Annotated in this window: 28 protein-coding genes, 1 pseudogene and 2 riboswitches; of the genes and pseudogenes, 23 read left to right on the top strand and 6 right to left on the bottom strand. The window is 41.0% G+C overall.

Going from position 1 to position 23,007, the window contains the following annotated elements; all coding sequences use genetic code 11:
- Positions 1–223: 223 nt before the first annotated feature.
- From AAHB15_RS10000 to AAHB15_RS09950, 11 genes are all read left to right on the top strand, one after another.
- The gene (locus tag AAHB15_RS10000) at positions 224–724 is read left to right on the top strand and encodes a metallophosphoesterase family protein (RefSeq protein ID WP_335573254.1); all 501 of its coding nucleotides are present in this window, start codon (positions 224–226) and stop codon (positions 722–724) included.
- Positions 717–956: a glutaredoxin family protein gene (locus tag AAHB15_RS09995; RefSeq protein ID WP_342042308.1), complete on the top strand. Its 240-nt coding sequence runs from the start codon at positions 717–719 to the stop codon at positions 954–956. The genes AAHB15_RS10000 and AAHB15_RS09995 overlap by 8 nt, the downstream gene beginning before the upstream one ends.
- 65 nt (positions 957–1,021) lie before the next feature.
- A riboswitch (TPP riboswitch) is annotated at positions 1,022–1,132 on the top strand.
- Between the two features lie 280 nt (positions 1,133–1,412).
- A complete protein-coding gene (gene thiM / locus AAHB15_RS09990) occupies positions 1,413–2,219 on the top strand; it encodes a hydroxyethylthiazole kinase (protein WP_342042307.1) in 807 nt (268 codons plus the stop codon).
- A gap of 14 nt (positions 2,220–2,233) precedes the next feature.
- Entirely contained in the window at positions 2,234–3,043 is an 810-nt protein-coding gene (gene thiD / locus AAHB15_RS09985; protein WP_342042306.1) for a bifunctional hydroxymethylpyrimidine kinase/phosphomethylpyrimidine kinase, read from the top strand.
- Positions 3,040–3,684: a thiamine phosphate synthase gene (gene thiE / locus AAHB15_RS09980; protein WP_335573188.1), complete on the top strand. Its 645-nt coding sequence runs from the start codon at positions 3,040–3,042 to the stop codon at positions 3,682–3,684. Before thiD ends, thiE begins: the two co-directional genes overlap by 4 nt.
- A gap of 1 nt (position 3,685) precedes the next feature.
- Entirely contained in the window at positions 3,686–4,201 is a 516-nt protein-coding gene (gene thiW, locus AAHB15_RS09975) for an energy coupling factor transporter S component ThiW (protein ID WP_098527540.1), read from the top strand.
- A 12-nt stretch (positions 4,202–4,213) separates the two neighbouring features.
- On the top strand, positions 4,214–5,515 hold the full coding sequence (locus tag AAHB15_RS09970) for an acetylornithine deacetylase (RefSeq protein ID WP_335573187.1): 1,302 nt from the start codon (positions 4,214–4,216) through the stop codon (positions 5,513–5,515).
- Positions 5,502–6,173 carry a thiaminase II gene (gene tenA, locus AAHB15_RS09965; protein ID WP_342042305.1) on the top strand — a complete coding sequence of 224 codons (672 nt, stop codon included), beginning with the start codon at positions 5,502–5,504 and terminating at the stop codon, positions 6,171–6,173. The genes AAHB15_RS09970 and tenA overlap by 14 nt, the downstream gene beginning before the upstream one ends.
- 7 nt (positions 6,174–6,180) lie before the next feature.
- Complete coding sequence (locus AAHB15_RS09960; RefSeq protein ID WP_335573185.1) at positions 6,181–6,921, top strand: ABC transporter ATP-binding protein; 741 nt, start codon at positions 6,181–6,183, stop codon at positions 6,919–6,921.
- Complete coding sequence (locus AAHB15_RS09955) at positions 6,908–7,681, top strand: ABC transporter permease (protein ID WP_335573184.1); 774 nt, start codon at positions 6,908–6,910, stop codon at positions 7,679–7,681. Before AAHB15_RS09960 ends, AAHB15_RS09955 begins: the two co-directional genes overlap by 14 nt.
- Before the next feature lie 18 nt (positions 7,682–7,699).
- Entirely contained in the window at positions 7,700–8,707 is a 1,008-nt protein-coding gene (locus AAHB15_RS09950) for an ABC transporter substrate-binding protein (RefSeq protein WP_342042302.1), read from the top strand.
- A 91-nt stretch (positions 8,708–8,798) separates the two neighbouring features.
- On the opposite strand, the gene AAHB15_RS09945 is transcribed toward AAHB15_RS09950, so the two are convergent.
- Together AAHB15_RS09945 and AAHB15_RS09940 are read right to left on the bottom strand one after the other, a co-directional pair.
- The gene (locus tag AAHB15_RS09945) at positions 8,799–9,527 is read right to left on the bottom strand and encodes a protein-glutamine gamma-glutamyltransferase (protein WP_342042300.1); all 729 of its coding nucleotides are present in this window, start codon (positions 9,525–9,527) and stop codon (positions 8,799–8,801) included.
- Positions 9,528–9,654: 127 nt separating this feature from the next.
- Complete coding sequence (locus AAHB15_RS09940; RefSeq protein WP_342042299.1) at positions 9,655–10,893, bottom strand: MFS transporter; 1,239 nt, start codon at positions 10,891–10,893, stop codon at positions 9,655–9,657.
- 335 nt (positions 10,894–11,228) lie between these two features.
- Here AAHB15_RS09940 and AAHB15_RS09935 point away from each other — a divergent pair, with 335 nt between their 5' ends.
- The 4 genes and pseudogenes from AAHB15_RS09935 (at position 11,229) to AAHB15_RS09920 (ending at position 14,380) form a co-directional block, all read left to right on the top strand.
- Positions 11,229–11,429 carry a cold-shock protein gene (locus AAHB15_RS09935; protein WP_098527548.1) on the top strand — a complete coding sequence of 67 codons (201 nt, stop codon included), beginning with the start codon at positions 11,229–11,231 and terminating at the stop codon, positions 11,427–11,429.
- Between the two features lie 146 nt (positions 11,430–11,575).
- Positions 11,576–12,385, top strand: a complete 810-nt coding sequence (locus AAHB15_RS09930; RefSeq protein WP_342042297.1) for a hypothetical protein — start codon at positions 11,576–11,578, stop codon at positions 12,383–12,385.
- A gap of 120 nt (positions 12,386–12,505) precedes the next feature.
- Complete coding sequence (locus AAHB15_RS09925) at positions 12,506–13,876, top strand: MATE family efflux transporter (protein WP_342042296.1); 1,371 nt, start codon at positions 12,506–12,508, stop codon at positions 13,874–13,876.
- Between the two features lie 134 nt (positions 13,877–14,010).
- A pseudogene (locus AAHB15_RS09920) lies at positions 14,011–14,380 on the top strand (hypothetical protein).
- Positions 14,381–14,413: 33 nt separating this feature from the next.
- Here AAHB15_RS09920 and AAHB15_RS09915 read toward each other — a convergent pair.
- Together AAHB15_RS09915 and AAHB15_RS09910 are read right to left on the bottom strand one after the other, a co-directional pair.
- Complete coding sequence (locus AAHB15_RS09915) at positions 14,414–14,611, bottom strand: hypothetical protein (RefSeq protein WP_342042294.1); 198 nt, start codon at positions 14,609–14,611, stop codon at positions 14,414–14,416.
- A gap of 119 nt (positions 14,612–14,730) precedes the next feature.
- Positions 14,731–14,928, bottom strand: coding sequence for a hypothetical protein (locus AAHB15_RS09910; RefSeq protein WP_098527553.1), 198 nt, complete (start codon positions 14,926–14,928; stop codon positions 14,731–14,733).
- Between the two features lie 313 nt (positions 14,929–15,241).
- Between AAHB15_RS09910 and AAHB15_RS09905 the strand changes: the two genes are divergently transcribed.
- From AAHB15_RS09905 to clpP, 3 genes are all read left to right on the top strand, one after another.
- Positions 15,242–15,382 carry a YrzI family small protein gene (locus tag AAHB15_RS09905; RefSeq protein WP_335571258.1) on the top strand — a complete coding sequence of 47 codons (141 nt, stop codon included), beginning with the start codon at positions 15,242–15,244 and terminating at the stop codon, positions 15,380–15,382.
- 107 nt (positions 15,383–15,489) lie between these two features.
- Entirely contained in the window at positions 15,490–16,194 is a 705-nt protein-coding gene (locus AAHB15_RS09900; RefSeq protein WP_342042293.1) for a sigma-70 family RNA polymerase sigma factor, read from the top strand.
- 28 nt (positions 16,195–16,222) lie between these two features.
- Complete coding sequence (gene clpP / locus AAHB15_RS09895; protein ID WP_098527556.1) at positions 16,223–16,804, top strand: ATP-dependent Clp endopeptidase proteolytic subunit ClpP; 582 nt, start codon at positions 16,223–16,225, stop codon at positions 16,802–16,804.
- A gap of 222 nt (positions 16,805–17,026) precedes the next feature.
- Here the strand turns inward: clpP and AAHB15_RS09890 are convergent, their stop codons facing one another.
- Complete coding sequence (locus AAHB15_RS09890) at positions 17,027–18,136, bottom strand: AbrB family transcriptional regulator (RefSeq protein ID WP_342042292.1); 1,110 nt, start codon at positions 18,134–18,136, stop codon at positions 17,027–17,029.
- A gap of 218 nt (positions 18,137–18,354) precedes the next feature.
- A complete protein-coding gene (locus tag AAHB15_RS09885; RefSeq protein ID WP_335571254.1) occupies positions 18,355–18,645 on the bottom strand; it encodes a hypothetical protein in 291 nt (96 codons plus the stop codon).
- A 182-nt stretch (positions 18,646–18,827) separates the two neighbouring features.
- Positions 18,828–18,929, top strand: a riboswitch (SAM riboswitch).
- A gap of 96 nt (positions 18,930–19,025) precedes the next feature.
- Between AAHB15_RS09885 and AAHB15_RS09880 the strand changes: the two genes are divergently transcribed.
- The 5 genes from AAHB15_RS09880 to cysC all read left to right on the top strand — a co-directional run bounded on the left by AAHB15_RS09880 (position 19,026) and on the right by cysC (position 22,995).
- Complete coding sequence (locus AAHB15_RS09880) at positions 19,026–19,154, top strand: YezD family protein (RefSeq protein ID WP_374110610.1); 129 nt, start codon at positions 19,026–19,028, stop codon at positions 19,152–19,154.
- A 75-nt stretch (positions 19,155–19,229) separates the two neighbouring features.
- Entirely contained in the window at positions 19,230–19,946 is a 717-nt protein-coding gene (locus AAHB15_RS09875; protein WP_098527560.1) for a phosphoadenylyl-sulfate reductase, read from the top strand.
- 151 nt (positions 19,947–20,097) lie between these two features.
- On the top strand, positions 20,098–21,165 hold the full coding sequence (locus AAHB15_RS09870) for an inorganic phosphate transporter (protein WP_335571253.1): 1,068 nt from the start codon (positions 20,098–20,100) through the stop codon (positions 21,163–21,165).
- A gap of 63 nt (positions 21,166–21,228) precedes the next feature.
- On the top strand, positions 21,229–22,380 hold the full coding sequence (gene sat, locus AAHB15_RS09865) for a sulfate adenylyltransferase (RefSeq protein WP_144561967.1): 1,152 nt from the start codon (positions 21,229–21,231) through the stop codon (positions 22,378–22,380).
- Positions 22,381–22,395: 15 nt separating this feature from the next.
- Complete coding sequence (gene cysC, locus AAHB15_RS09860; protein ID WP_098527562.1) at positions 22,396–22,995, top strand: adenylyl-sulfate kinase; 600 nt, start codon at positions 22,396–22,398, stop codon at positions 22,993–22,995.
- The last annotated feature ends 12 nt before the right edge of the window (positions 22,996–23,007 follow it).

The following is a 23,007-nucleotide window of genomic DNA, read 5'->3' as shown; positions in this document are numbered from 1 at the left end:
TTAAAAAGTTGCATAAAACCTTGAATTATTCTCAAGGTTTTTTATTTTTTGACATTTTGTTTTATAACAGTTAATTTCCGACATCATTATGCGAAAAATGTCTGTTTGTGCGCTTTCCCGAGGAATAAAACGCATTAATCACTATGATTCAACATGCAGCGCCCATTGTTATATAATAGATATATTGGACATTATATTGAACGAGGGATGAAATTTGAAAATTGTGATTATTTCCGACACCCATATGCCTAGGCGAGCCAAGGGACTTCCAGCCAGATTGAAAGAGGAATTATCGGACACGGATTTGATCATCCATGCTGGCGACTGGCAGACCATAGATGTTTTACATGAGCTTCAATCCTATGCGAAAGTGGAAGGGGTCTTTGGGAATGTCGACGATGACAACATTCAGGAACAATTCCCCGAAAAAAGGATTCTAGAGCTAGGCGGGTTTAAGATAGGTATTACCCATGGGCATGGTAAAGGGAAAACCACTGAAAAGCGGGCCACTCTAGCATTCAACGGGGAAGCAGTAGATTGTATCATTTTTGGTCACTCTCATATCCCGATAAAACGCTATGAAGACGGTGTGCTTCTTTTTAACCCTGGCTCACCCACAGATAAACGGCGTCAGAAGATGTATTCCTTTGGACTTTTTCATATTGGTGATACGATAAAGGCAGAGCATATCTTTTTTTCAGATAAAGGAGAAACAAATGAATAAAACAGTGATCGTCTATACAACCAAAGACTGCATTGAATGTACAATGGTTAAAAAAGTACTAACGGAGGAAGGAATACCGTTTGAGGTCAGGGACATTTCAAAAAATGCTTCCTTCCAAAAAGAAGTCGAACAATACGGCTTCCTAGGGGTTCCAGTAACTGTACTAAATGACCGGGCAATAAAGGGATTTACAAATGAATTAAAGGAAATTATTGACTTAGCGAAATGTTAAGGTGTCAATAAAAATTCTTTACATTGTAGAAAATTAGCGTTAATATGAGTGTAATTTAATAACCAAAGATCTACTAGGGGTGCCCTGTGTATCAGGCTGAGAGAAAACAATAAAGTTTTTAACCCTTTGGACCTGATCTGGGTAATACCAGCGTAGGAAAGTAGCTAAACGAGATATTTTTTTGCGTTTTTCTTTCAGAACACTAACCAGGTCCATTTTATGGGTCTGGTTTTTTTATTTTTGGCTGTGTTAAACTTGGTTGTTGACTTCCGCTCCAGGCGCTTCGCTTTCCGCAGGCGGTCCGGGGAGCCTCCTCGGCGCTATGCGCCTGTGGGGTCTCCCCAGCCCCGTACTCCCGCTGGAGTCTTCGCGCCTTCAGCTCCAATCAACACCGTTATAAAATCAATAATAACCTTTAACACAGCCTTATTTTAAAAAAGAAAAGGGGAGTTTAGAATGGAACCAAATTTCATCTATGAAACATTACAGAAAGTAAGAGAGGTTAGCCCGCTTGTACATAATATTACGAATGTCGTTGTGACTAATTTTACTGCAAATGGTCTGCTTGCCTTGGGTGCATCGCCTGTTATGGCTTATGCCAGTGAAGAAGTAGCGGATATGGCGAGGATTTCCAGTTCACTGGTTTTAAATATCGGTACGTTAAATGCCCAGAATGTTAATAGCATGGTGATAGCGGGGAAAGCGGCTAATGAGCAGGGCGTTCCTGTCATTTTTGACCCAGTGGGAGCCGGAGCAACCACATATCGAACCGATACAGCCCACAAAATCATGAGCGAAATCAAAGTTTCAGTGGTTCGAGGAAATGCCGCTGAGATTGCCAATGTAATTGGTGAAAAGTGGCAAATAAAAGGTGTTGATGCAGGTGCGGGAAATGGAGACAAAGTCGAACTTGCGATCAAAACAGCTAAGATAAGTGGATGTGTTGTTGTCATAACCGGAAAAGAGGATATTGTATCAAACGGTGAAACCACTTATGTCGTATCGGGCGGACATCCAATTTTAACAAAAGTGACTGGTACGGGCTGCCTATTAACTTCCGTTATCGGTGCCTTTGCTGGAGTGGAAAAGGATGTACTTCGAGCAGCGGTTGCTGCGTTAGCCTATTACGGGATTGCTGCGGAGAAGGCGGCAAAGAAAACAGCTGAAGCGGGACCGGGCAGCTTTCAAATTGAATTTTTAAACCAATTAGCATTAGTCACAGAAGAGGATATTAAAGCAAATGCTTCAATTAAAAAGATTTAACGGAGGTTTGTAAGATGAATAAAGCATTAACGATTGCCGGCTCAGACAGCGGAGGAGGCGCCGGAATTCAAGCGGATTTAAAGACCTTTCAAGAATTAGAGGTCTTCGGTATGTCCGTCATAACTGCAGTCACCGCACAAAACACCTTGGGCGTTCATGGGGTTTATCCGATGACACCGGAAGCGATCATTCAACAAATTCAAGCGATTGGGGAAGATATCGGTACGGATGCGGTGAAAACGGGGATGCTGTTTAGCTCAGATATTATTGAAGCTGTTTCTGAGCAAGTGCGGAAATATAGATGGGAGAATCTCGTCGTTGATCCTGTGATGATAGCTAAAGGCGGTGCATCATTACTGCAGCAGGAAGCTATTTTCGCGATGAAAACCTATTTATTACCGATCGCAAAGGTGATTACACCGAATATTCCGGAGGCGGAGGTTCTAACGGGATTGACCATTAAAAGCGCCGAAGATAAAAAGGAAGCTGCCTTAAGATTGGTTGAGCTGGGTGTTCAAACGGTCGTCATCAAAGGCGGTCATGATGAAGATGATTCAGAGTCAACGGATTTACTATATGATGGTAGAGAGTTTCATACCTTTACCAATAAACGAATTCCGACAAAAAATACACATGGAACCGGGTGTACGTTCTCGGCGGCGCTAACGGCTGAACTTGCGAAAGGTGCTTCAGTTTATGATGCAGTCTTAACAGCCAAGGAGTTTATTCAAGCGGCAATCGAGGATGGCATTGAGGTCGGCCATGGTCATGGGCCGACAAACCATGGAGCGTTTCGGAAGAAAAGGGAGCTGGGAAATCGATGATAAACCTGAGCGAGGCTTTAAAGGTATATTTTATCATGGGCAGTCCTAACTGCCTCAAAGAACCGGTCGAGGTTTTAAAAGAAGCAATCGCTGGTGGAGTTACCATTTTTCAATTCCGTGAAAAAGGAAAGGGTGCTTTAATTGGGGCAGAAAAATACGAACTGGCTAGACGGTTACAAAGTATCTGCAAAGAACATCAAATTCCCTTCATAGTTAATGATGACATTGAATTGGCAATTGAGCTCGATGCGGACGGTGTACATATCGGGCAAGAAGATGAACCAGTAAAGGTGGTACGTGAAAGGATTGGTGACAGTAAAATCCTTGGTGTATCCGTCCATACCCCGGAAGAAGCCGAGACGGCACTCAACGATGGTGCTGATTATTTCGGAATTGGACCCATCTACCCTACTAGCTCAAAGGATGACGCGAAGCCTGTCAGGGGAACAGAGCTAATCGAAATTCTCCGCCAACAAGGCTATACCATTCCAATGGTCGGAATAGGCGGTATTACTAGTGAAAATGCAGCGCCAGTCGTAAAGGCCGGAGCAGATGGTGTTTCCGTTATTACGGCCATCAGTCATGCAGATTCACCACTCGAAGCAGCGAAGGCATTAATAAATAGTGTGGAGGGACGATAACGTGAATAAAACGTATAAGCTGACACTAACGGCGATGATGGTCGCGATAGGCACGATTACTAGTAATCTCGTAGCTATACCAATCGGGTTTACAAAGGTATTCCCCATGCAGCATTTTTTAAATGTTTTATCTGCTGTCTTACTAGGGCCCTATTACGCCGTTGCCCAGGCCTTTTTGGTCTCATTGATCCGCAATTTAATGGGTACAGGCTCTATTTTTGCCTTTCCTGGCAGTATGGTCGGTGCCCTACTCGCATCGCTTTTATTTTTAAAAACAAAAAAGATGTACCTTGCATTTGCCGGTGAAGTAATAGGAACAGGGATCCTTGGTGCGCTTCTATCCTATCCGATCGCCACGTTAATCCTTGGACAAAAAGCAACACTATTTGGATTTATTCCGTTATTTATCTTCAGCTCGTTTGCAGGTGCACTGCTTGGATTTGTGGTCTTAGTCGTATTTTTAAGAAAGAAAGTATTAGTAATGAATGATAGTAAGTCTCCAGCAATAAAAAACTAGGGTGTGTGAAAATTGAACGAGGAATTGATTGCAAAAATCACGAGTGAAATTGAGGCGAGAAAAGGGGAATTGTTAGACCTTTTATCTGATATTGTTGCCTTTCCAACAGTCAGCCCTCCCGCCCGTAATACGAATGAGGTTCAGGAATTTATTAAAGGATATCTTGAAGAGTTAGGTTTTAACACTGATAAATGGGATGTCTATCCTAATGACCCAAACGTGGTTGGAATTTTACAAGGTAAATCTTCTGGTCAGTTTAATAGTTTAATCATAAACGGCCATGTAGATGTTGCCGAGGTTGGCGACACAAAAGAATGGAGCTCCTCCCCATTTGAGGCTTACCAAAAGGATGACTATATATATGGACGGGGTGTCGCGGATATGAAAGGCGGAATTGCTGCATCACTCTTTGCCATAAAACTATTAAAAGAATTAGGTGTCACCTTACAAGGCGATCTTCAATTCCAATCCGTCATTGGCGAAGAGGTCGGGGAGGCCGGAACTCAAGACTGTGTCGAGCGCGGATATAGTGCAGACTATGCCGTAGTGGTTGATACAAGCGACTTACATATCCAAGGACAAGGCGGCGTCATTACCGGCTGGATTACCATTCAAAGCAAGGAAACCTATCACGATGGCATTCGCCGGAAAATGATTCATGCCGGCGGTGGTGTTAAAGGGGCTAGTGCGATTGAGAAAATGATGAAGGTTATCGCTGGCCTCCAAGAACTTGAACGCCACTGGGCTGTAACCAAAAGCTATGAAGGTTTCCCGCCAGGTACTAATACTATTAATCCTGCGGTAATCGAAGGTGGCAGACATGCGGCGTTTGTTGCGGATCGCTGTGCATTATGGGTAACGGTTCATTTTTATCCGAATGAAGATTTCGAAGAAGTGATTACGGAAATTGAACAGCATATCAATGCCGTTGCCGCTGCTGATCCGTGGCTCAGAGAAAATCCTCCACAGTTTGTCTGGGGAGGGAAATCTATGATTGTCGACCGCGGTGAAATTTTTCCTTCATTAGAAATAGACCCGGAGCATCCAGGTACAAAACTGTTAACGAACTCCTTTGAAAAAATGTTACACCAACAGCCGAACGTAGGCATGTCAACAACGGTGACTGATGCAGGCTGGCTAGGTCGTGCCGGGATTCCGACTGCTATTTTTGGACCTGGAAAATTAGAGGATGCACATGCAGTGAATGAAAAGCTGCAAATCCAGCAGCTGCTGGATTTTACCAAGGTATTAGCTATTTTTATCGCGGAATGGTGTAACACCAAGAAGGAGGAAAAACACCATGACATTTTCTGAGCGCCTTTTTCAAAAAGTAAGTGATATTTGGGAGAAAACCCATCAGCATCCATTCGTTGTCGGGATGGGGAAGGGGGACCTTCCGGTTGAATCATTTATTCGCTACATGAAGCAAGATTACGTGTTTTTAATCGATTATTCGAAGCTGTTTGCTTTTGGAACTGTGAAAGCAAGAGACATTGAAACAATGGCAGCCTTTGCCAAGCTACTTCATGAGACATTGCACGGGGAAATGGATTTGCATCGCCAATATGCGGAGAAATTTGGGATAACACAAGAACAGCTTGAAGAGACAAAACCAACTCCGATGAATTTAGCCTATACCCGTTACATGTTAAATGTCGCACAAAATGGTTCATTAGAAGAATTGATTTCAGCATTATTGCCTTGTATGTGGAGCTATTGGGAGATTGGCAAGATGCTAGCAAATGAATATCAAGGTGCTAGTAACCACTATCTTTATGGTGAGTGGGTAAAAATGTACTCTTCTGATGAATTTGGTGCCCTAGCCCAGTGGCTGATCGATTTATTGAATCAATTGACTGAAGGAAAGCCAGAATGGGAGTTAACCATCCTAGAAGAACACTTCCTGACGACATCCCGTTTTGAATATATGTTCTGGGATATGGTCTATCAGGGGGGCGAGTGGCCTGTCTAATTCATCAATGTTACAGATCAGCGAACTATCTTATACCTTTGGTGCCGAAAAACCGATTTTTGAAAAAATTTCACTCGACGTAAAAGCTGGGGAATTTGTTTCCGTTATCGGGGCGAGTGGTTCTGGTAAAAGCACTCTCTTTAAGTTGGTAACCGGGTTAATGGAACCTCAACAAGGAGAAATTCTGATTAATGGGGAGCAGGGTGCCGGAAAGAGACTAGGAAGTGTGGGCTATATGCCGCAAAAGGACTTGCTTTTACCTTGGAGAACCGTTTTAGACAATGTTCTACTTCCGCTCGAGGTAACAAAGGAAAATAAGAAAGCGAAATTACCAGAAGTGCGGGAGTGGCTGGCTCGCTTTGGACTTGCCGATTATGAAAATGCTTATTCCAATGAACTGTCGGGAGGAATGCGGCAGCGGGTCGCTTTTTTACGAACTCTTATGACTGGGAAAGACCTATTATTGTTAGATGAACCGTTTGGTGCACTGGATTCGATGACGAAGCGTAATATGCATAGCTGGTTATTGGGATTGTGGGGAGATTTACAAAAGACGGTCCTGTTTATCACCCATGATTTAGAGGAAGCCATACTGCTCAGCGACAGGATTTATGTGCTAAAAGTGGATGGAATGGAAGAATGGAAGGTTAACCTGCCCAGACCGAGAAGTTCAGAATTAATCTATGAAGCTGATTTTATTAGGATGAGAAAAGAACTGGAGTGGCTGATTCAACATGAAAACAACTAGATTAAAAAAATGGACGAGTGATTACGGTTTATTTATTATCGTCGTCATTCTTCTGGTCAGCTTATGGGAAATGGTTGTAAAGCGGGGAATCATTCCAGCCTTTATCTTGCCGTCACCTTCAGCTATCTGGAGCTCATTAATAGACAACCGTGAGCTTCTGTTTGAAGAGCATTTGCCAGCCACTCTGAATGAGGTGCTGATTGGGTTTGCGATTTCCGTTACTGCCGGAACCTTACTCGGAGTTGGCATGCACTTTTCTCGTACATTAGAGAAAGTACTTTATCCGTTTCTAGTGATTTCACAAACGATCCCGCTGATCGCGATTTCGCCAATATTTATTATGTGGTTTGGCTATTCGATTTGGAGCAAAATTGCCGTCACGATTTTAACGGCATTCTTTCCGATTGTCGTTAGTACTTATGATGGGTTGAAGTCGGGGGGGCAGGAATATCGTGAATTATTGTTAACAATGGGGGCAAACCGCTGGGCGATTTTTAGGAAAATACAGGTGCCAATGGCCCTGCCAGCGTTTTTGACAGGTTTGAAAATGTCGGTTGTCTATTGTGTTGTCGGGGCGACGATCGGAGAATGGCTCGGTGCCAGTGAGGGGCTGGGGTACTTCAGCCGCCGGATGTCAGGAAGCTTAAAGGCAGATGCCGTGTTTGCCGCGATATTTTTATTATCATTACTTGGAATTATTCTGTTTTTATTGATTAGTTTCATCGAAAAACAATTATTGAAAAATAAATACCACATCTAAGAGGGGAAGTAGAAATCAATGAAGAAAACTGCTTTAATCCTGTTTAGCCTTTTGCTGCTAATATTAAGTGCATGCGGGAAAAACGACGAAAAGGCAACCGAAAAGAACGCAACAAGTGGGGACAAGAAGCTTGAGAAAGTGACCTTAATGTTAGACTGGTATCCAAACGCCGTTCACTCTTTCCTTTATACAGCACAGGAAAAGGGCTACTTTAAAGAGCAAGGCTTGGATGTAGAGATTCAAATGCCGGCAGATACAAATGATCCGTTAAAACTTGTCGCTGCCGACCAAATTGATATGGCGCTCAGCTATCAGCCGCAGGTATTGGTGGCACGTGGGGAAGATATCCCTGTTCAATCGTTTGGAGCGATTGTACGTCACCCTCTTAATCAACTAATGGTGCCAGCAGATAGTTCAATCAAATCCCCTAAGGACTTAGCAGGTAAGACAATCGGCTATCCATCGATTCCTTTGGATGAAGCAATCGTCCAATCCATGGTTAAGTCTGACGGTGGAGATGCTTCTAAGATTAAAATGGTTGACGTGGGTTGGGACTTAATTCCGGCGATGGCAACTAAGAAAACAAACGCTCTAATTGGCGGTTATATTAATCATGAGAAGTTATTGCTGGACAAAGAAGGTCATCCAATGCGCACTTTAAATCCTGCTGACTACGAGGTACCAGATTACTATGAATTAGTATTGGTCGGAAGTGAAAAGGAACTAAAAGCAAAGCCGGAAGTATTTAAGAAGTTTATGACTGCGATTGGAAAAGGACAAAAATATGTTCAGGACCACCCAGAAGCAGGCTTGTCCGTTTTATTAAAGCATGAAGACAAATCATCTCCATTAGAGAAGGACATTGAGACAAAGAGCTTACAAATCCTCTTGCCGCTCATGGACGCAAAAGACAAATCATTCGGCTACCAAGACCCACAAACATGGGAACAAGTTGCAGAGTGGTTAAAAGAAAACAAAGTAATTAAGAACAACGTAAAAGCAGAAGATGCATTTATTAACTTTTAGTATATAAATAGAGTAAAAAAGGTGACAGGCACCGCCCGTGGACAATGTCCACGAGCGGTGCCTGTCACCAATTTCACTATTTCTACATTCATCAGTTTGTCAATGATGGGTAGTAGGGTCGTGTAATCATATTCATGAGGTATGCTGAATTCTTTGGATTCGGCATTCTTTTTTTGTTTAGGAAGTTGATGATCGTACTGGCTGGCTGGATGCCAACGCCATGACCGTAATACTTGTCATCGCCAAAATAGACCACATTTTCGGCGCGCCAATGTGGCTGTTTCGGGTCAAAATCAGGATTGTTAAAATGTAAGATATCGCCAGGCAGGAAATCATCCGAATATATATTATAAACCGGCAGATCCTCATCGAATTGCCAACCCATTAAGTAAATCCTGGTAAATAACACATCAAACCTCTGGCGTCCAATGGAATAAAGAGTGGCAATATATAAAACGATCGCAATGGCAGTGGAACATTCAAACGCATAAAGTTTGCCGTTTTTTAGGATGTCCAGGATCGCAACAGACGGGCTAACATTTGATTTTAACAAAAAACCACCATTTCCTAATCTGTCCCAGTACGTCTTATTGCAAAATGCATACGTGAATGTCGTAAACTTTGCCCCGCTCTTGTTAAGTTCTTGAGCTGCTTTCATGGTGTTGATACGAAACAAGAGTTCAAATTCCAGCTGATTTATGGATCCATATTCAAACGTCGAATGATAACCCGCCATAAGTTTAATAATATTTCTTTCACCTGGTTTGATAATTCCCTTTAGGTCTCCCGGCTCAACAACCTGATGATTGATTTTAATCATTGGCCCCTCCCGTTTTCAGAAATCAACTCCTTCTAAAAATATGAAACTTTTTTAAATATATTAGCCAGTTTAAAAATTTACTGGTGTCTCACCACAACTTTGCTGTAAAAAAAACGCCCCATCAAAATTAAGATGATGGGGACGCTTTTTTGGAAGAAATCATTTTAGTTGATCTTTTGTTTCTCATGAATTTTACATACATCAAGAAAAAGACAAAGGCGCTGATACCTCGCAAGATCGTGCAGATCTCCATCGATATCCGCATGTTGGAGATTTCTAAAAACCAAATGCCAATTTGTGGAGCAATAAAAGCGACAATGGATAAGAGGACATTATAGGTAGTTATACAATAGGTTCGCTTTTCTTCTGGTGATTGCTCCAACAATAGATTAAACAATAAAAGAGTTGTACCAGAAACAAAAAATCCCGAGGTCATCGAAACAAAGGTTATATAGAATACATTTGTCGACAAAATGTTTAACACAGGGGCTGTAGCCATCCCCACTGCTACCCATACGAGCATTAAAGTGTTAGACCTTTGCTCCGCCCATTTCTTCCACAAGGGAAACGAGAAAATCTGCACTAACTGATTGGCAACCGAAAAAATACTTATCCAAAGGATGGTCGCATGAACATATTTAACATTGTAAATATTAAATAACCCCCAAGCCATCTGCCAAGTAAAATTAAAGCATAGAGCCGTAATCAGAAACCATTTGTAGCCTCGATCCTGAAAAATCGACCAATCCATCGATGATTTTTTTTGTTCCTGTTTTATTTGTTGTTCTTCCCGATGCTTCATTAGATAAAATACTTCTAGTAAACCAAACAGGAAAGCAATCACAAACAATATTTGATAGGCCCAGGCATGATGGGTTTGACTTTTCATCACAATGCCGATGATTAAAGTGGTGATCATTCCCACAATCGTCAAGAGCCGGTTGCGGTCACTAAAAAAGGCCCCGCGCCGATTTTCCTTTATCATCCCACTAATCAACGTCTGCCAGCCGATATTCGAAATCGTTCCAGGAACATTCATGAGCGCTACGATAATCAGAAATGTCCACGCTTGATAGGAGGTATGAATGAAAACGACGCCTGCCAGCAGTAAAAACATCATTCTCGCCCACAGAACAGACATAGCCACCGTTTTCTTTTGCAGTTCCAACCGGTTTAATAAAATAGCTGCCGGAATCGTCATCATCAATGCGACCAATGGCGGAAGAGAGCTGATTAAGCCCACCTGGTAATTGGAGGCACCTAGAATTGAGATAGCGAAGATAGGAAAATAATTACTTGCAAGATTCACAGTAATGGTAGACACCATTCCATGGTAAATACTGATCTTTTCGTTATATGTGCGCATGTGTCGTCACCGATTTCTTTTTTAATTCCATAGTAATTATACAATCAAAGACCACAATCTAATAGAAGAATATTAGAAGTTTTAAAAAAATTTCGAAACACTAAATATATAAATAAAAACGCTTACAAATTTTGGCTTAAATGGCCGACTTTTCTACCAAAGTAAAATTAAATGTCCAAAGGAGTTTGCTTTATGGATATCATTCTGCTATAGTTAAGTAGAATTATTTTTGTGAGTCGGAAAGAACGTTAAAGTGAACACTGCTTTTTGTCTTGAAGATTTGAGCAAGGATAGTAACAAATTGTGTGCAAAGCACACAGCAGGAGGAACCACACATGGAACAAGGTAAAGTAAAATGGTTTAACGCAGAAAAAGGTTTTGGATTTATCGAGCGCGAAGCTGGAGACGACGTATTCGTTCACTTCTCTGCAATCCAAGGCGAAGGCTTCAAATCTCTAGACGAAGGTCAAGCAGTTTCTTTCGACGTTGAACAAGGTCAACGTGGACCACAAGCTTCTAACGTTCGTAAAATATAGTTTTAAGCTATAAAAAAAAGACTCTCCTTGCAGAGTCTTTTTTTTATGCCGATTGATCGATCAATGTTAGAGTGGTCAAATTATTCTTTTCTGAAATAAATGATATAATCAAAGAACATACATAAATAATGGAGGGAATTGTCATTATGGCCATTCTGCGTTCACAATTAGAACAGTCCGATTTAACTAAATATATTCCGCCCAAAGGGGATTATGAACCATTTCGAAATGATGATCATTATAAGGAAAAGCTGAAGGAATGGGGCCTGCCAACGGCGAAAAAGGAGTTTTGGTACAAAGAAGGCAACTATCAGCGTCTTGTAACAATTAAAGGATATGAGACTTATGGGAATACCGGAGAATTTAACACACTTGTGATTGAATTTCAAGATGGCAATTTGACCTGTATCCATCCTGCTTTTTTAAAAGAAATGCAGTCGTCCAGCTTCGGCAAGGAGAGTTTAATTAACCTTGAAGAGAAGGATCATTCGGATGAAGGAACAGTGCGTAAATCAGCAGAGTCCACACAGCAACCCGAAACAGTCTCACCTGTAGAAGCTCCCAAGAAGGAAAAGGCAGCGAAACCAGCCAAGGAACCTAAACAAAAGAAAGAAAAAGCTCCAAAAATTGAACTGCCTGCCGATAAAGTACATTTTACCGCTAAAGTTAAACAGTTTGCGCTTGTCTATAATCCTTTTAATGAAGAAAATGACGAAGTGGTTGTTTTGGAAAATGTCCAAATTGTTCTAGAAAATCCAATTGAATTAGGACTAGCCTGGTGCAGTCATAGTAAGACATTGAAAAAATTTGAATTGGCAGCTGAGGATGTACTTGAATTCGATGGAAAAGTGGCCGCTAAGAAAATGGGGAAAGGCAAAGATGCCCCGGAGGAATTTGTGGTGGATACAGCGGTGTTATATAAAATCAATAACCCATCCAAAATCGTGAAGAAATAGGACTTCGAATGAAGTTCTATTTTTTATATCCTAAACTAATTCTTTTTGCGGAAAATTAGCCCATAGTAGGGTATAATGAAATTTCGGATTTTTATTTTTTTATAGGAGTACATAAATAGTATGAATCAAACCTTTACACTTAAAGAAAAGACAAAGCAAATTTTTGTTTTGCTTGTGCCGATTTTAATTACCCAACTTGGCATGTTTTCAATGGTATTTTTTAATACAATAATGTCAGGAAGATATAGTAGTTCTGATTTAGCAGGAGTGGCTATTGGCACGTCCATATGGAGTCCAATCTTTACTGGAATTAGCGGAATTTTTCTTGCTGTGTCGCCGATTGCTGCCCAGCGCTTTGGAGAAAAAAAGAATGATGAAGTAGCTACTGTAGTCAAACACGGGATGTATCTATCAGTATTAATTACAGTCGTTGTCATCATTCTTGGAACTTTTTTGTTAAATCCCATTTTAAATTTTATGGAGCTTGCACCAAATGTACATGATACAGCCTTTGATTATTTAGTTGGACTTAGTTATGGAATGCTCCCACTTTTTCTTTTTAATGTACTAAGATCCTTTATTTATGCCTTAGGAAAAACACGTGTTATTATGGTCATCATGCTGTTATCATTGCCGATCAATTTAATTCTGAATTACGTTCTTATCTTTGGGAAGTTTGGATTCCCAGAGCTTGGCGGTGCAGGGGCAGGCTATGCGACAGCTATTACCGATTGGATATTTCTGGGGATGACGATATATATCGTAAAAAGTAAAGATTCTTTTTCTTCTTTCCAAATCTTTTCAAATTTAAAAGAGTTTTCATGGGAACAGTGTAAGGAAATCTTAAAAATTGGCGTGCCGATGGGACTGTCCGTTTTCTTCGAGACCACCGTGTTTGCCATCGTAACCATCTTATTGAGTAAGTTTAATGTAACGACGATTGCTGCATATCAGTCTGCTCTTAATGTCGTCTCATTCATTTATATGATCCCGATTAGTATTTCAACAGCGCTAACCGTGCTTGTCGGTTTTGAAGTAGGGGCTCGAAGATATAAGGATGCCAAACAGTACAGTTGGTTAGGTATTGGGACCGCGGTGGTAATTGCCATTGGGACGGGGTTGGTTGTCGTCGCATTTCGTTATCAGGTTGCCGGGCTTTATTCTACTGAGGCCGCAGTTATTAACTTAACGGCGAACTTCTTAATCTTTGCCCTGTTTTTCCAAATTTCGGATGCCATCCAGGCAACCGCGCAAGCTGCATTAAGGGGCTATAAAGACGTAAATATTGCCTTTATCATGACACTTGTCGCTTATTGGCTTATCTGCCTGCCAACAGGCTATCTCCTGGCCAATTTCACAAGCCTGGGAGCAAGAGGGTACTGGATTGGCCTTACCATAGGGCTGCTCGCTGCAGGAATTGCCCTCTCCATCAGACTCATCCAAATCCAAAAGAAAAAATTTAACGCCTTGGTGTCAGGCACCATTAACTAATTTTGTATTGTTCTTATGATGGGAACATGTCAAATGGTGCCTGACACCATTTTTCATTTTCCTAGTTTCCTAATTCTGTAAGTGTTAAAATAGAGGAAGAAGGTATGAATCAAACCCTAAGTGAGGGGACCTTTATGACAAGGAAAGTCCACTTTGATGAGGAAGAGTTCGTACTTAGATTAAATGGTGTTGAAAGTATTTTTGCGTTGAAATGGCAGTTGAAAATTCCCTATAAGGCTATCAAAAAGGTGTATCTAGATGAATTTGAACCTACGATGTGGATGCTCAAGATGCCAAGCACCTCGGGTTGCACCACTCCATATTTACGAAGGTAGCTTTAAATTTGGTAACGAGTGGTTTTTCCTTTCATTCGAACACAATGTACCCTTATTGCACTTGGAAATCGAGGGAGCTGGAAAATATAAATATGTCATATTTGAACTGGAAAACCCAAAAGCGGTCATGATTGAGCTGCGTAAGAGGATCAGGGAATTGGAAAACTAAAAGCAAAAAAATGCAATGGCGAGACAACCGCCATTACATTTTCTCTGCTTTCTTTTTTTGCTTTCTTTTCTTTGCAACACTTCTTATTATGTATACACCTCCTAGCAAAGCTAATAAGTCCAATGAATCACCAAAATACACCGTTAAACTAAAGCGATTATGGACCCTGATATTATTCGTATTGTTCACGGTCTTCAATTGTCCTTCCTTCACCACCAATTCATTCGTCAAAACAAACACCTCCTATTTGTAAGATAATACCATATTTATTTATATGCAGTTATTTTACTGTTAAATTATTAAATTATCAAAAGTAAAACGCCATTCATGCGAGAGAATGGCGTCTGTGGTTAATATAGTTTTTTTAGGCCGAACCATTTGGAGAATAAACTTTGTTTTTTATCCTTAATGATGAGTTCATCCATAACTAATTTTTCACGATTGTTGTGGATCCATGTCTGTAATTCTTGTTTATCTTTACAAAGAGTATAATATGTTTCCCCACCTTTTCCAAGTGCGTTGACAACATATCGACTTGTGTTCTCCATAATGCCCACCTTTAACATGTATTGTATAATTTGCATTATATCAGGCTGATAAAAATAATCCATGGTTATTTTTCATCAAAATCAACAAATTTTTTATCTAACGATGCTACAACCATTGTAGGATGTCTTGCCGCCTATTACAAGCCTTATTAACTTAATAGTTTTTTATTTACATATTTTTTACATACAACATAATGATATTATGTAAACCTGAAAGTCATTCCAATTAAATTTGGGCCATTATCCCGTATCCTAAATAGCTCAAACAAACGTTATAAAGAAAAATGAGCTCAGAGAGAAAGAGGGGAATAAAATGACCATTAATCTCTTATTCTTTACCATATCCTTTAATAAACGTAAAATCACTCTAGAAGAAGCAGCCAGAGAAGAATACGTGGAAAAAATGTATCAGCAAATTAAAGAAAAGCAGATCTCCATCCATCGATTTATGTGATCCTTCGAAAACTAACATATAATAAAATAAAAAAATGAATCTGACCCGTATCTTATCATCCTTCTTGAAACGTTTATATAGCAGAGAGTGCATAAGGAGTGAAAAACATGTCAGTTAAGCTTAACCCATTCAGGACCATGGGTTCAAAAGAGGAAGAGAATCACTGGACTGAATATTATCCAAAGCTACAGCGCTATTGCCGTTTTCTAGCCCAGAATGAATGGGATGGAGATGACATTGCCCAGGAGACCTATCTAAAGGCTTTAAGGTATCATCAGCACAAGATAAGTCCGGCTTTATTAAACAAAATTGCGTATCATCATTGGATTGATCAGCTTCGAAAAAGAAAACATGAATCGTTAGAGGCTGAACTAGACTTTTCTAGTCAAGAATCAACGAAACAACTCGATGAAGTCCGTAATTCAGTTGAAATGCTGATTCGCAAATTTACCCCTAAGCAGGCCGTCATCTTTTTGCTAAAAGAGGCATTTCAGTATCAGCTAAAGGAAATTGCTGAGATATTAGGCACAACCGAAATGGCCGTAAAGGCAAGTCTTCATCGTGGGAAAAAACGGCTGGAAAAAACATTGGAAGAAGAGGAAGCTTTTTCAGTTGAATCATTTTGGGATGTAGAAGAAAAAGAGGAGCTCACAGAAATTTTTTATGAGGCCTTGAAAGAACAGGACCCATCTGTGCTGATTAAAGCCATTCCTTCAATCACGGACATAAGCAATGTAACAAGTTTCTATGCAAATGCAAAATCATCTTATAAAAATCAATCTCCTTCTAGCACTCTCTGTATGGCTGCATAGCCTAATAAATCGCTTCAAGGAGGAAAAAATGAGTACAATTCCATATGTAATTGAACAATCCAATCGGGGTGAGCGTTCTTATGATATTTATTCCCGTTTGTTAAAGGACAGAATTATCATCATTGGGGAGGAAATCAATGATCATACCGCCAATAGCGTTGTGGCACAATTATTATTTTTAGCAGCGGATAACCCAGATAAAGAAATTTCTCTCTATATAAACAGCCCAGGCGGCTCGACCACAGCGGGATTTGCGATTTACGATACCATGCAAATTATTAAACCTGACGTTCGTACAATTTGTACCGGTATGGCCGCTTCTTTCGGCGCCATGTTGCTCCTGGCCGGAACAAAAGGGAAGAGGTGTGCACTACCGAATAGTGAAATCATGATCCATCAGCCATTGGGCGGGGCTAGAGGGCAGGCAACAGAGATAGAAATCTCTGCTCGGCGCATTCTAAAGCTTAGAGAGCATATTAATCAAATCATTGCAGAGCGAACAGGGCAGCCGGTTGAAAAAGTGGCCAAAGATACGGATCGGGATTATTTTATGAGTGCTGAGGAAGCAAAAGCATACGGGATTATCGATGAAATCCTTTATCCAAAATGATAAGGTAATAAGCAATTCGGATATGAAATTGTTAAGTGCACCCCAAAAGTTAGAGTGAAAATCTAACTTTTGGTGTGTTTTTTTATGTCTAATAGCAGGATTAGGTATTCAATAGTGCTTATAGATGAAAGTTAGCCAAAAAATATTTTAACAAGGTAGTCAATAATACATTATCCAAATACAATTCCAGTAGTAATTCCATCTTCCAACGTCAATTTGAAACTATGCCGGCTTCTTTTTTATCTTTCCAGATCCAACATTAAAAAACAGCCGCAGCATTGGGGGGACGACAAAATAAATGAAAAAGAGCCGGAATAATTGATAGCCTGTAACCATGGATAAATCGGCGTTCACTTCATGGGCGAGAATGGCCATCTGATCCATTCCTCCTGGTGCCAGGCTTAATAAACTAGTGGACGGTGTAATATGGTAAAAATAAATAAGCAACATTCCTAATCCGACAGCCCCGACAATCATGAACAGACCACTTAAAAATGCAAGGCTAATGACTTTTGCTTTATGCTCGAGTTTCTCCGGTTTCAACAACAAACCAATATAGGAGCCAATCATAAACTGAGAAACATTCAATACAGATGGCGGCAAGACAGGTCCATGCAGCCCGGAAATACCGGCAATCGCTGTTCCGAGGATAGGTCCTAATAAGTTGGGAGTTGGAAACTTAAGTTTACGCGACAAAAATGCACAAAATATACATATCATCGCTAACAAAATCAAATTAGGAAAAACCGGACCTGTGGTTTGAGATGCTTTATCCACCACATCCGCCGCTGCACCGCTGCCCGCATGATGAAACAACGGACCCAAAATCAAAAAGGGGACGACAAAGATAATCATCATCAATCGAGCCACTTGCAGGAAAGTAACAGTGGTAATGTCGATTCCTTTCATTTCTTCCGCAAAAATAATCATCTGCGAAAGTCCGCCAGGAATACTTCCCGTCAGAACCGTTGGATAATCGACCCCAGTCAGTTTAGAAACAACCCAAGCAATTCCAGCGCAAAAGCAGACTAATAAAGTCGTCATGAGCACCATCGATGGGAGTTTCGCGATAATTTGCAAGAGCGCGTCTTTTGTAAACGATAAGCCAATCGAATAGCCAACGATAATTAAGCCGGTATCACGAATTCCGACCCGCCAGTAAAAGGCGATTTTTCCAAACCTAGCACCGATCAATACAGCCGCCATCGGACCGAGCAGCCAGGGAATCGGTGTATGCAAGACTGTGAACAATAGTCCGCCCACAAAAGCAGTAATCAAAGTGACCGAAAAACGAAGTAGTTTATGGTCTAAATTCATTGTTGATTTTTTCAAGTAAAACCCTTCTGTCTATAAAAAATTTTATCTTGTCCTTCCAATAACGAAACACGACTTATGTAATTCCGAACTCATAATACTCTTGAGCACATTTTTCAATTCACTATTTTAACACGATAATATGTAAAAGGGTAATGACAGACACTATCATTGGTTTACGGATATACGAATAAAAAGAGAAAGCAATAAAAAATTTGCTTTCTCTTTATTTTACCTTAATGACTGCTGCTACTGCTGCTTTCCTCGCGCTCAGGTGAATCCCCGGCTTCACCTGGTCCAAATCCAAATGGTCCTCTAGGTCCAATATTTTCTACCCGGAAAATCGCCACGATGGTTTCAATTCTGATCGCTAAAACTCGCGGGCGAACCCTGCCTCTCGATTCCAATACAATAACATCACGGCCAACATCGAGAAGTCTGCCAACAAAGTTCCCTTGAAGGGTCACCACTTCTACTTCTTTTTTTAACAGTTCATGGGCAATTTGATGAAAATTCAATTCCGTCACATCTATCATCCTCCTTCACATTACAGTAAATGCAAAAATTCAAAAAAGGGCATTGGTTTCAAAAAAATTTTTGCTAAAAGTTCACAACGATAGAGAGGGGAGGCTAATAATTTTTTAAATTTTGTATTTTTTTATTTACATAAATCCTATTGGTATGGTAGGATTAATTCCATCAAATAAAATTCTTATCTAGAGAGGCTTAGGGACTGGCCCGATGAAGCCCGGCAACCTGCCAAGCAAGGTGCCAATTCCAGCAAAATGTTTTTCATTTTGGTAGATAAGGTGTTTACTGGATTAAGTAACGCCTTTCCTAAAATGGGGAAGGCGTTTTTTGTAAAAAGGAGGCGAATCATCTGAACGCTGCGGAAAGGGAAGAACTAATTACTCATTTAGAGAGCATGTTGGTTTCTTTAAAATTTGGGTCGATTACACTAGTAGTTCAGGATGGCAAGATTGTACAAATAGAAAAAAATGAAAAGGTTCGTCTTAAACAAAATAAAATCCGCTGACCAGAACGCTGGAGGCTGACCACACGTCAACCATCCAGGAAGACGTTTTTTTTATGAAAAAAGGAGGCATGTAGAATGACGGCTGCAATAACCTATCAAAATTGGCAACAAATTTCAGACACATTTTCATTCGATGATGAAACAAAAGGGGCACGTGCGGTATTAGAGTGGGCTTATAACAACTATCCCGATGAAGAAATCGTATATGCATCAAGTTTTGGTGCAGAAGCGATTGTGTTGATTGACCTCATTCATCAGGTAAAGCCTGATGCCCATATCGTATTTTTAGACACAGGGCTTCATTTCCCTGAAACATACGAGGTAATCGACAAAATCGAAGCCCGCTTCCCAACATTGCGGATTGAGCGGAAACAACCGAAAGTAAGTCTTGATGAACAAGCAGCACAATATGGCTCAGCTTTATGGCTTAGAGATGCCAATCAGTGCTGCAACATTCGTAAGGTAATCCCATTAAGGGAGACATTGACTGCTAAACAAGCGTGGATCTCAGGACTGCGCCGGGAACAGTCACCAACAAGAGCCAACACTGAATTCCTTAATAAGGATGAAAAATTCGAAAATATTAAAGTTTGCCCATTAATTCATTGGACTTGGGATGAGGTTTGGGATTACATCAAGAGTAAGGATCTTCCATACAATACCTTACATGACCAAAATTACCCTAGTATTGGCTGTTTCCCTTGCACAAAGCCGGTTGGAGATGGCGGGGATTCACGCGCAGGACGCTGGTCAGGCAGCGGCAAGACAGAATGTGGCTTACATACCCGTTAAGCCAGAGCATCACCACCGTGGTCCCCACTGTGGATTTTGAACCATTCCGGTATTGATGGGCAGTGCCCACCTCTTCGGGCTCTTAATCCATCATTATTTTAAAGACGGGGGTTAAAAGTCCGTAATGCGGGATTAAAGGAGGGTATTTTATTTGCTCACAATTATTGCCATGATGATTGGTTTGTTTTTTGCCATTAATATAGGTGCCAGCGGGGCAGCAGCTTCGATGGGGATTGCCTACGGAGCAGGTGTCGTAAAAAAAAGGCTGGCCTTGCTGTTATGCAGTATCACCGTTTTCTTTGGAGCATGGCTTGGCGGCGGAGAAGTTGTGAAAACGCTGGGAAGCGGGATTGTCCCAAGCAGCACGTTTACGGTCCCGGTTGCCTTAATTGTTTTAACTTCTGCGGCACTGTCATTGTTCCTAGCGAATATCTTCGGAATTCCACTTTCAACGAGTGAAGTAGCGGTAGGTGCTGTGATTGGTGCAGGGATTGTCTATCAATCCGTGTTTGTCAGCAAACTAGTTTGGATTTTGCTATTCTGGCTGCTGACGCCATTTGTTGCCTTTATCATTGCGATCTCGGTTACGTATCTATTAAAAAATAAACATTTAAAAAAATGGATGGAAGCAACGAAGGCAGTCCCTTTTCTTTCTGTATTAGTCGTTTTTATGGGATTGTTCGAAGCCTTTTCAGCTGGAATGAACAATGTGGCCAATGCCGTAGGTCCTCTGGTCGGGGCCCAAATAATTTCTACCGAAAATGGGATCTTGTGGGGCGGTTTATTCGTAGCCGGCGGGGCACTTATCCTCGGTCATCGCGTCCTTGAGACGAATGGGAAGAAAATTACGGCACTGCGGTTAGAAGAGGGCTGTGTGATCTCAGGAACAGGTGCAACTATTGTAACGATTGCCTCTGTTTTTGGAATTCCAGTTCCGTTGACACAAATTACCACATCATCGATTATCGGGATTGGATTTGCAAAAAATGGCAAATCTGTTTTGAAAAAAGATATCGTCGTACAACTTCTAACAGTTTGGATTGTATCACCGGTTTTATCCATGGTATTATCATATACATTAATCCAAATGATTATTGAACATAATCTTTACCCTATCATCGCAATGGCCGGGGTGTTAATATCCGTCTTTGGTGTTATGTCCTTAATGAAAAGACAAAAACCAAGTATCACGGTGCACCAGGAGATTGCGAAAGATTAAATCTGCTAGTTTCATATTTTTATTGATATATAATTTCCCAAAAAAGAAAGGACTTGATTGAAAGTGTCATTTTTACCAGCACCTCACGGAGGAAAACTAATTCAAGCATTCGACCCAACTTATGATTTAACAAACATCGAGAAAGAACTTGAGATTGATGCTATTGCATTGAGTGATCTAGAGTTGATTGGTGTAGGACTATTCAGCCCGCTAACAGGGTTCCTTGGAAAAGCCGACTACGAAAATGTTGTTTCTAACATGCGTTTGGCAGACAATACCATCTGGTCCATTCCAGTTACATTGCCTGTTTCCTACGAAACGGCTGCAACACTCAAAGTAGGAGAAGAAATCAAGTTAGTTTTTCAAAACGAGGTTTATGGTGTAATCAAAGTATCTGAATGGTATGAGCCAGATTTAGATAAAGAAGCTATTGAAGTTTACAAAACAGACGAAGTCGCCCATCCAGGCGTTAAACGTTTATATGAAAGAGGACCTGTTTATGTAGCAGGGGATATTACACTTGTTAAAAAATCTGATAAAGGCGTATTCGCTGATGTTTGGTATGAGCCAAAAGAAACACGCGCGATGTTCGAAGCAAAAGGCTGGAAAACAATTGTTGGCTTCCAAACCAGAAATCCAATCCACCGTGCACATGAGTACATCCAAAAAGCTGCCTTAGAAACAGTTGATGGATTATTCGTAAGCCCGCTTGTAGGGGAAACAAAATCAGACGATATTTCAGCAGAAGTTCGTTTAAAAAGCTACCGTGTATTACTTGATAATTACTATCCTGCTGAGCGTGTACAACTTGGTGTATATCCAGCAGCAATGCGTTATGCCGGACCAAGAGAAGCAATTTTCCATGCGATTGCCCGTAAAAACTTTGGCTGCACTCACTTCATCGTTGGCCGCGACCATGCTGGTGTAGGCAACTATTACGGAACATATGATGCTCAGCACATTTTCAGCAATTTCGCTGAAGGCGAACTTGGCATTAAACCAATGTTCTTTGAACACAGCTTCTATTGCACAAAGTGTGAGGGTATGGCATCTGACAAAACTTGCCCGCACAGCAAAGAAGACCGCGTGATCCTTTCTGGTACTAAGGTTAGAGAAATGCTTCGCGCTGGTGTCCTTCCTCCTGCTACATTCAGCCGGAAAGAAGTAGTGGAAGTATTAATAGAAGGTATGAAAGAAGAAGCCGCAACGGTCTAAGGAGGATAAACAACAATGACTAAAGCAACGAATATTACATGGCACTCTGCAACGGTTTCGAAAGCAGACCGCCGCGCTCAAAATGGTCATGGAAGCTGTGTTCTTTGGTTTACTGGCCTTTCCGGTTCTGGTAAATCAACGATTGCTAATGCCGTGTCAAGTGAATTATATCGTCAGGGAATTAATGAATATGTCCTAGATGGTGATAATATCCGTCATGGTTTAAACAAGGACTTAGGCTTTTCAGATTATGACAGAACAGAAAATATCCGCCGAATTGGAGAAGTGGCAAAATTATTTGTCGACAGCGGTGCAGTTGTAACAACCGCGTTTATTTCTCCATTCCGTTCTGACCGTGATCAGGTTCGTGCATTGTTTGAAGAGGGCGAGTTTGTTGAAGTATACATTGACTGCCCAATAGAACAATGTGAAGCTCGTGATCCAAAGAAGCTTTATGAAAAAGCTCGCCGCGGCGAAATTAAAGATTTTACAGGAATTGATTCTCCATATGAAGCACCGGAGCGTCCAGAAATCACTATACGCTCTGACAAATTTTCAGTGGGTGAAGCAGTCGAGCAGATTTTTCAATACTTGCAAAGTAAGAACATTATCTAGTTAGGGAAAGGA

Source organism: Bacillus sp. OTU2372 (genome assembly GCF_038440275.1).
GTDB lineage: Bacteria > Bacillota > Bacilli > Bacillales > Cytobacillaceae > Neobacillus > Neobacillus bataviensis_B.
The sequence above is the reverse complement of the archived record's forward strand: the minus strand, read 5'-3'. Positions and strand labels throughout refer to the sequence as shown.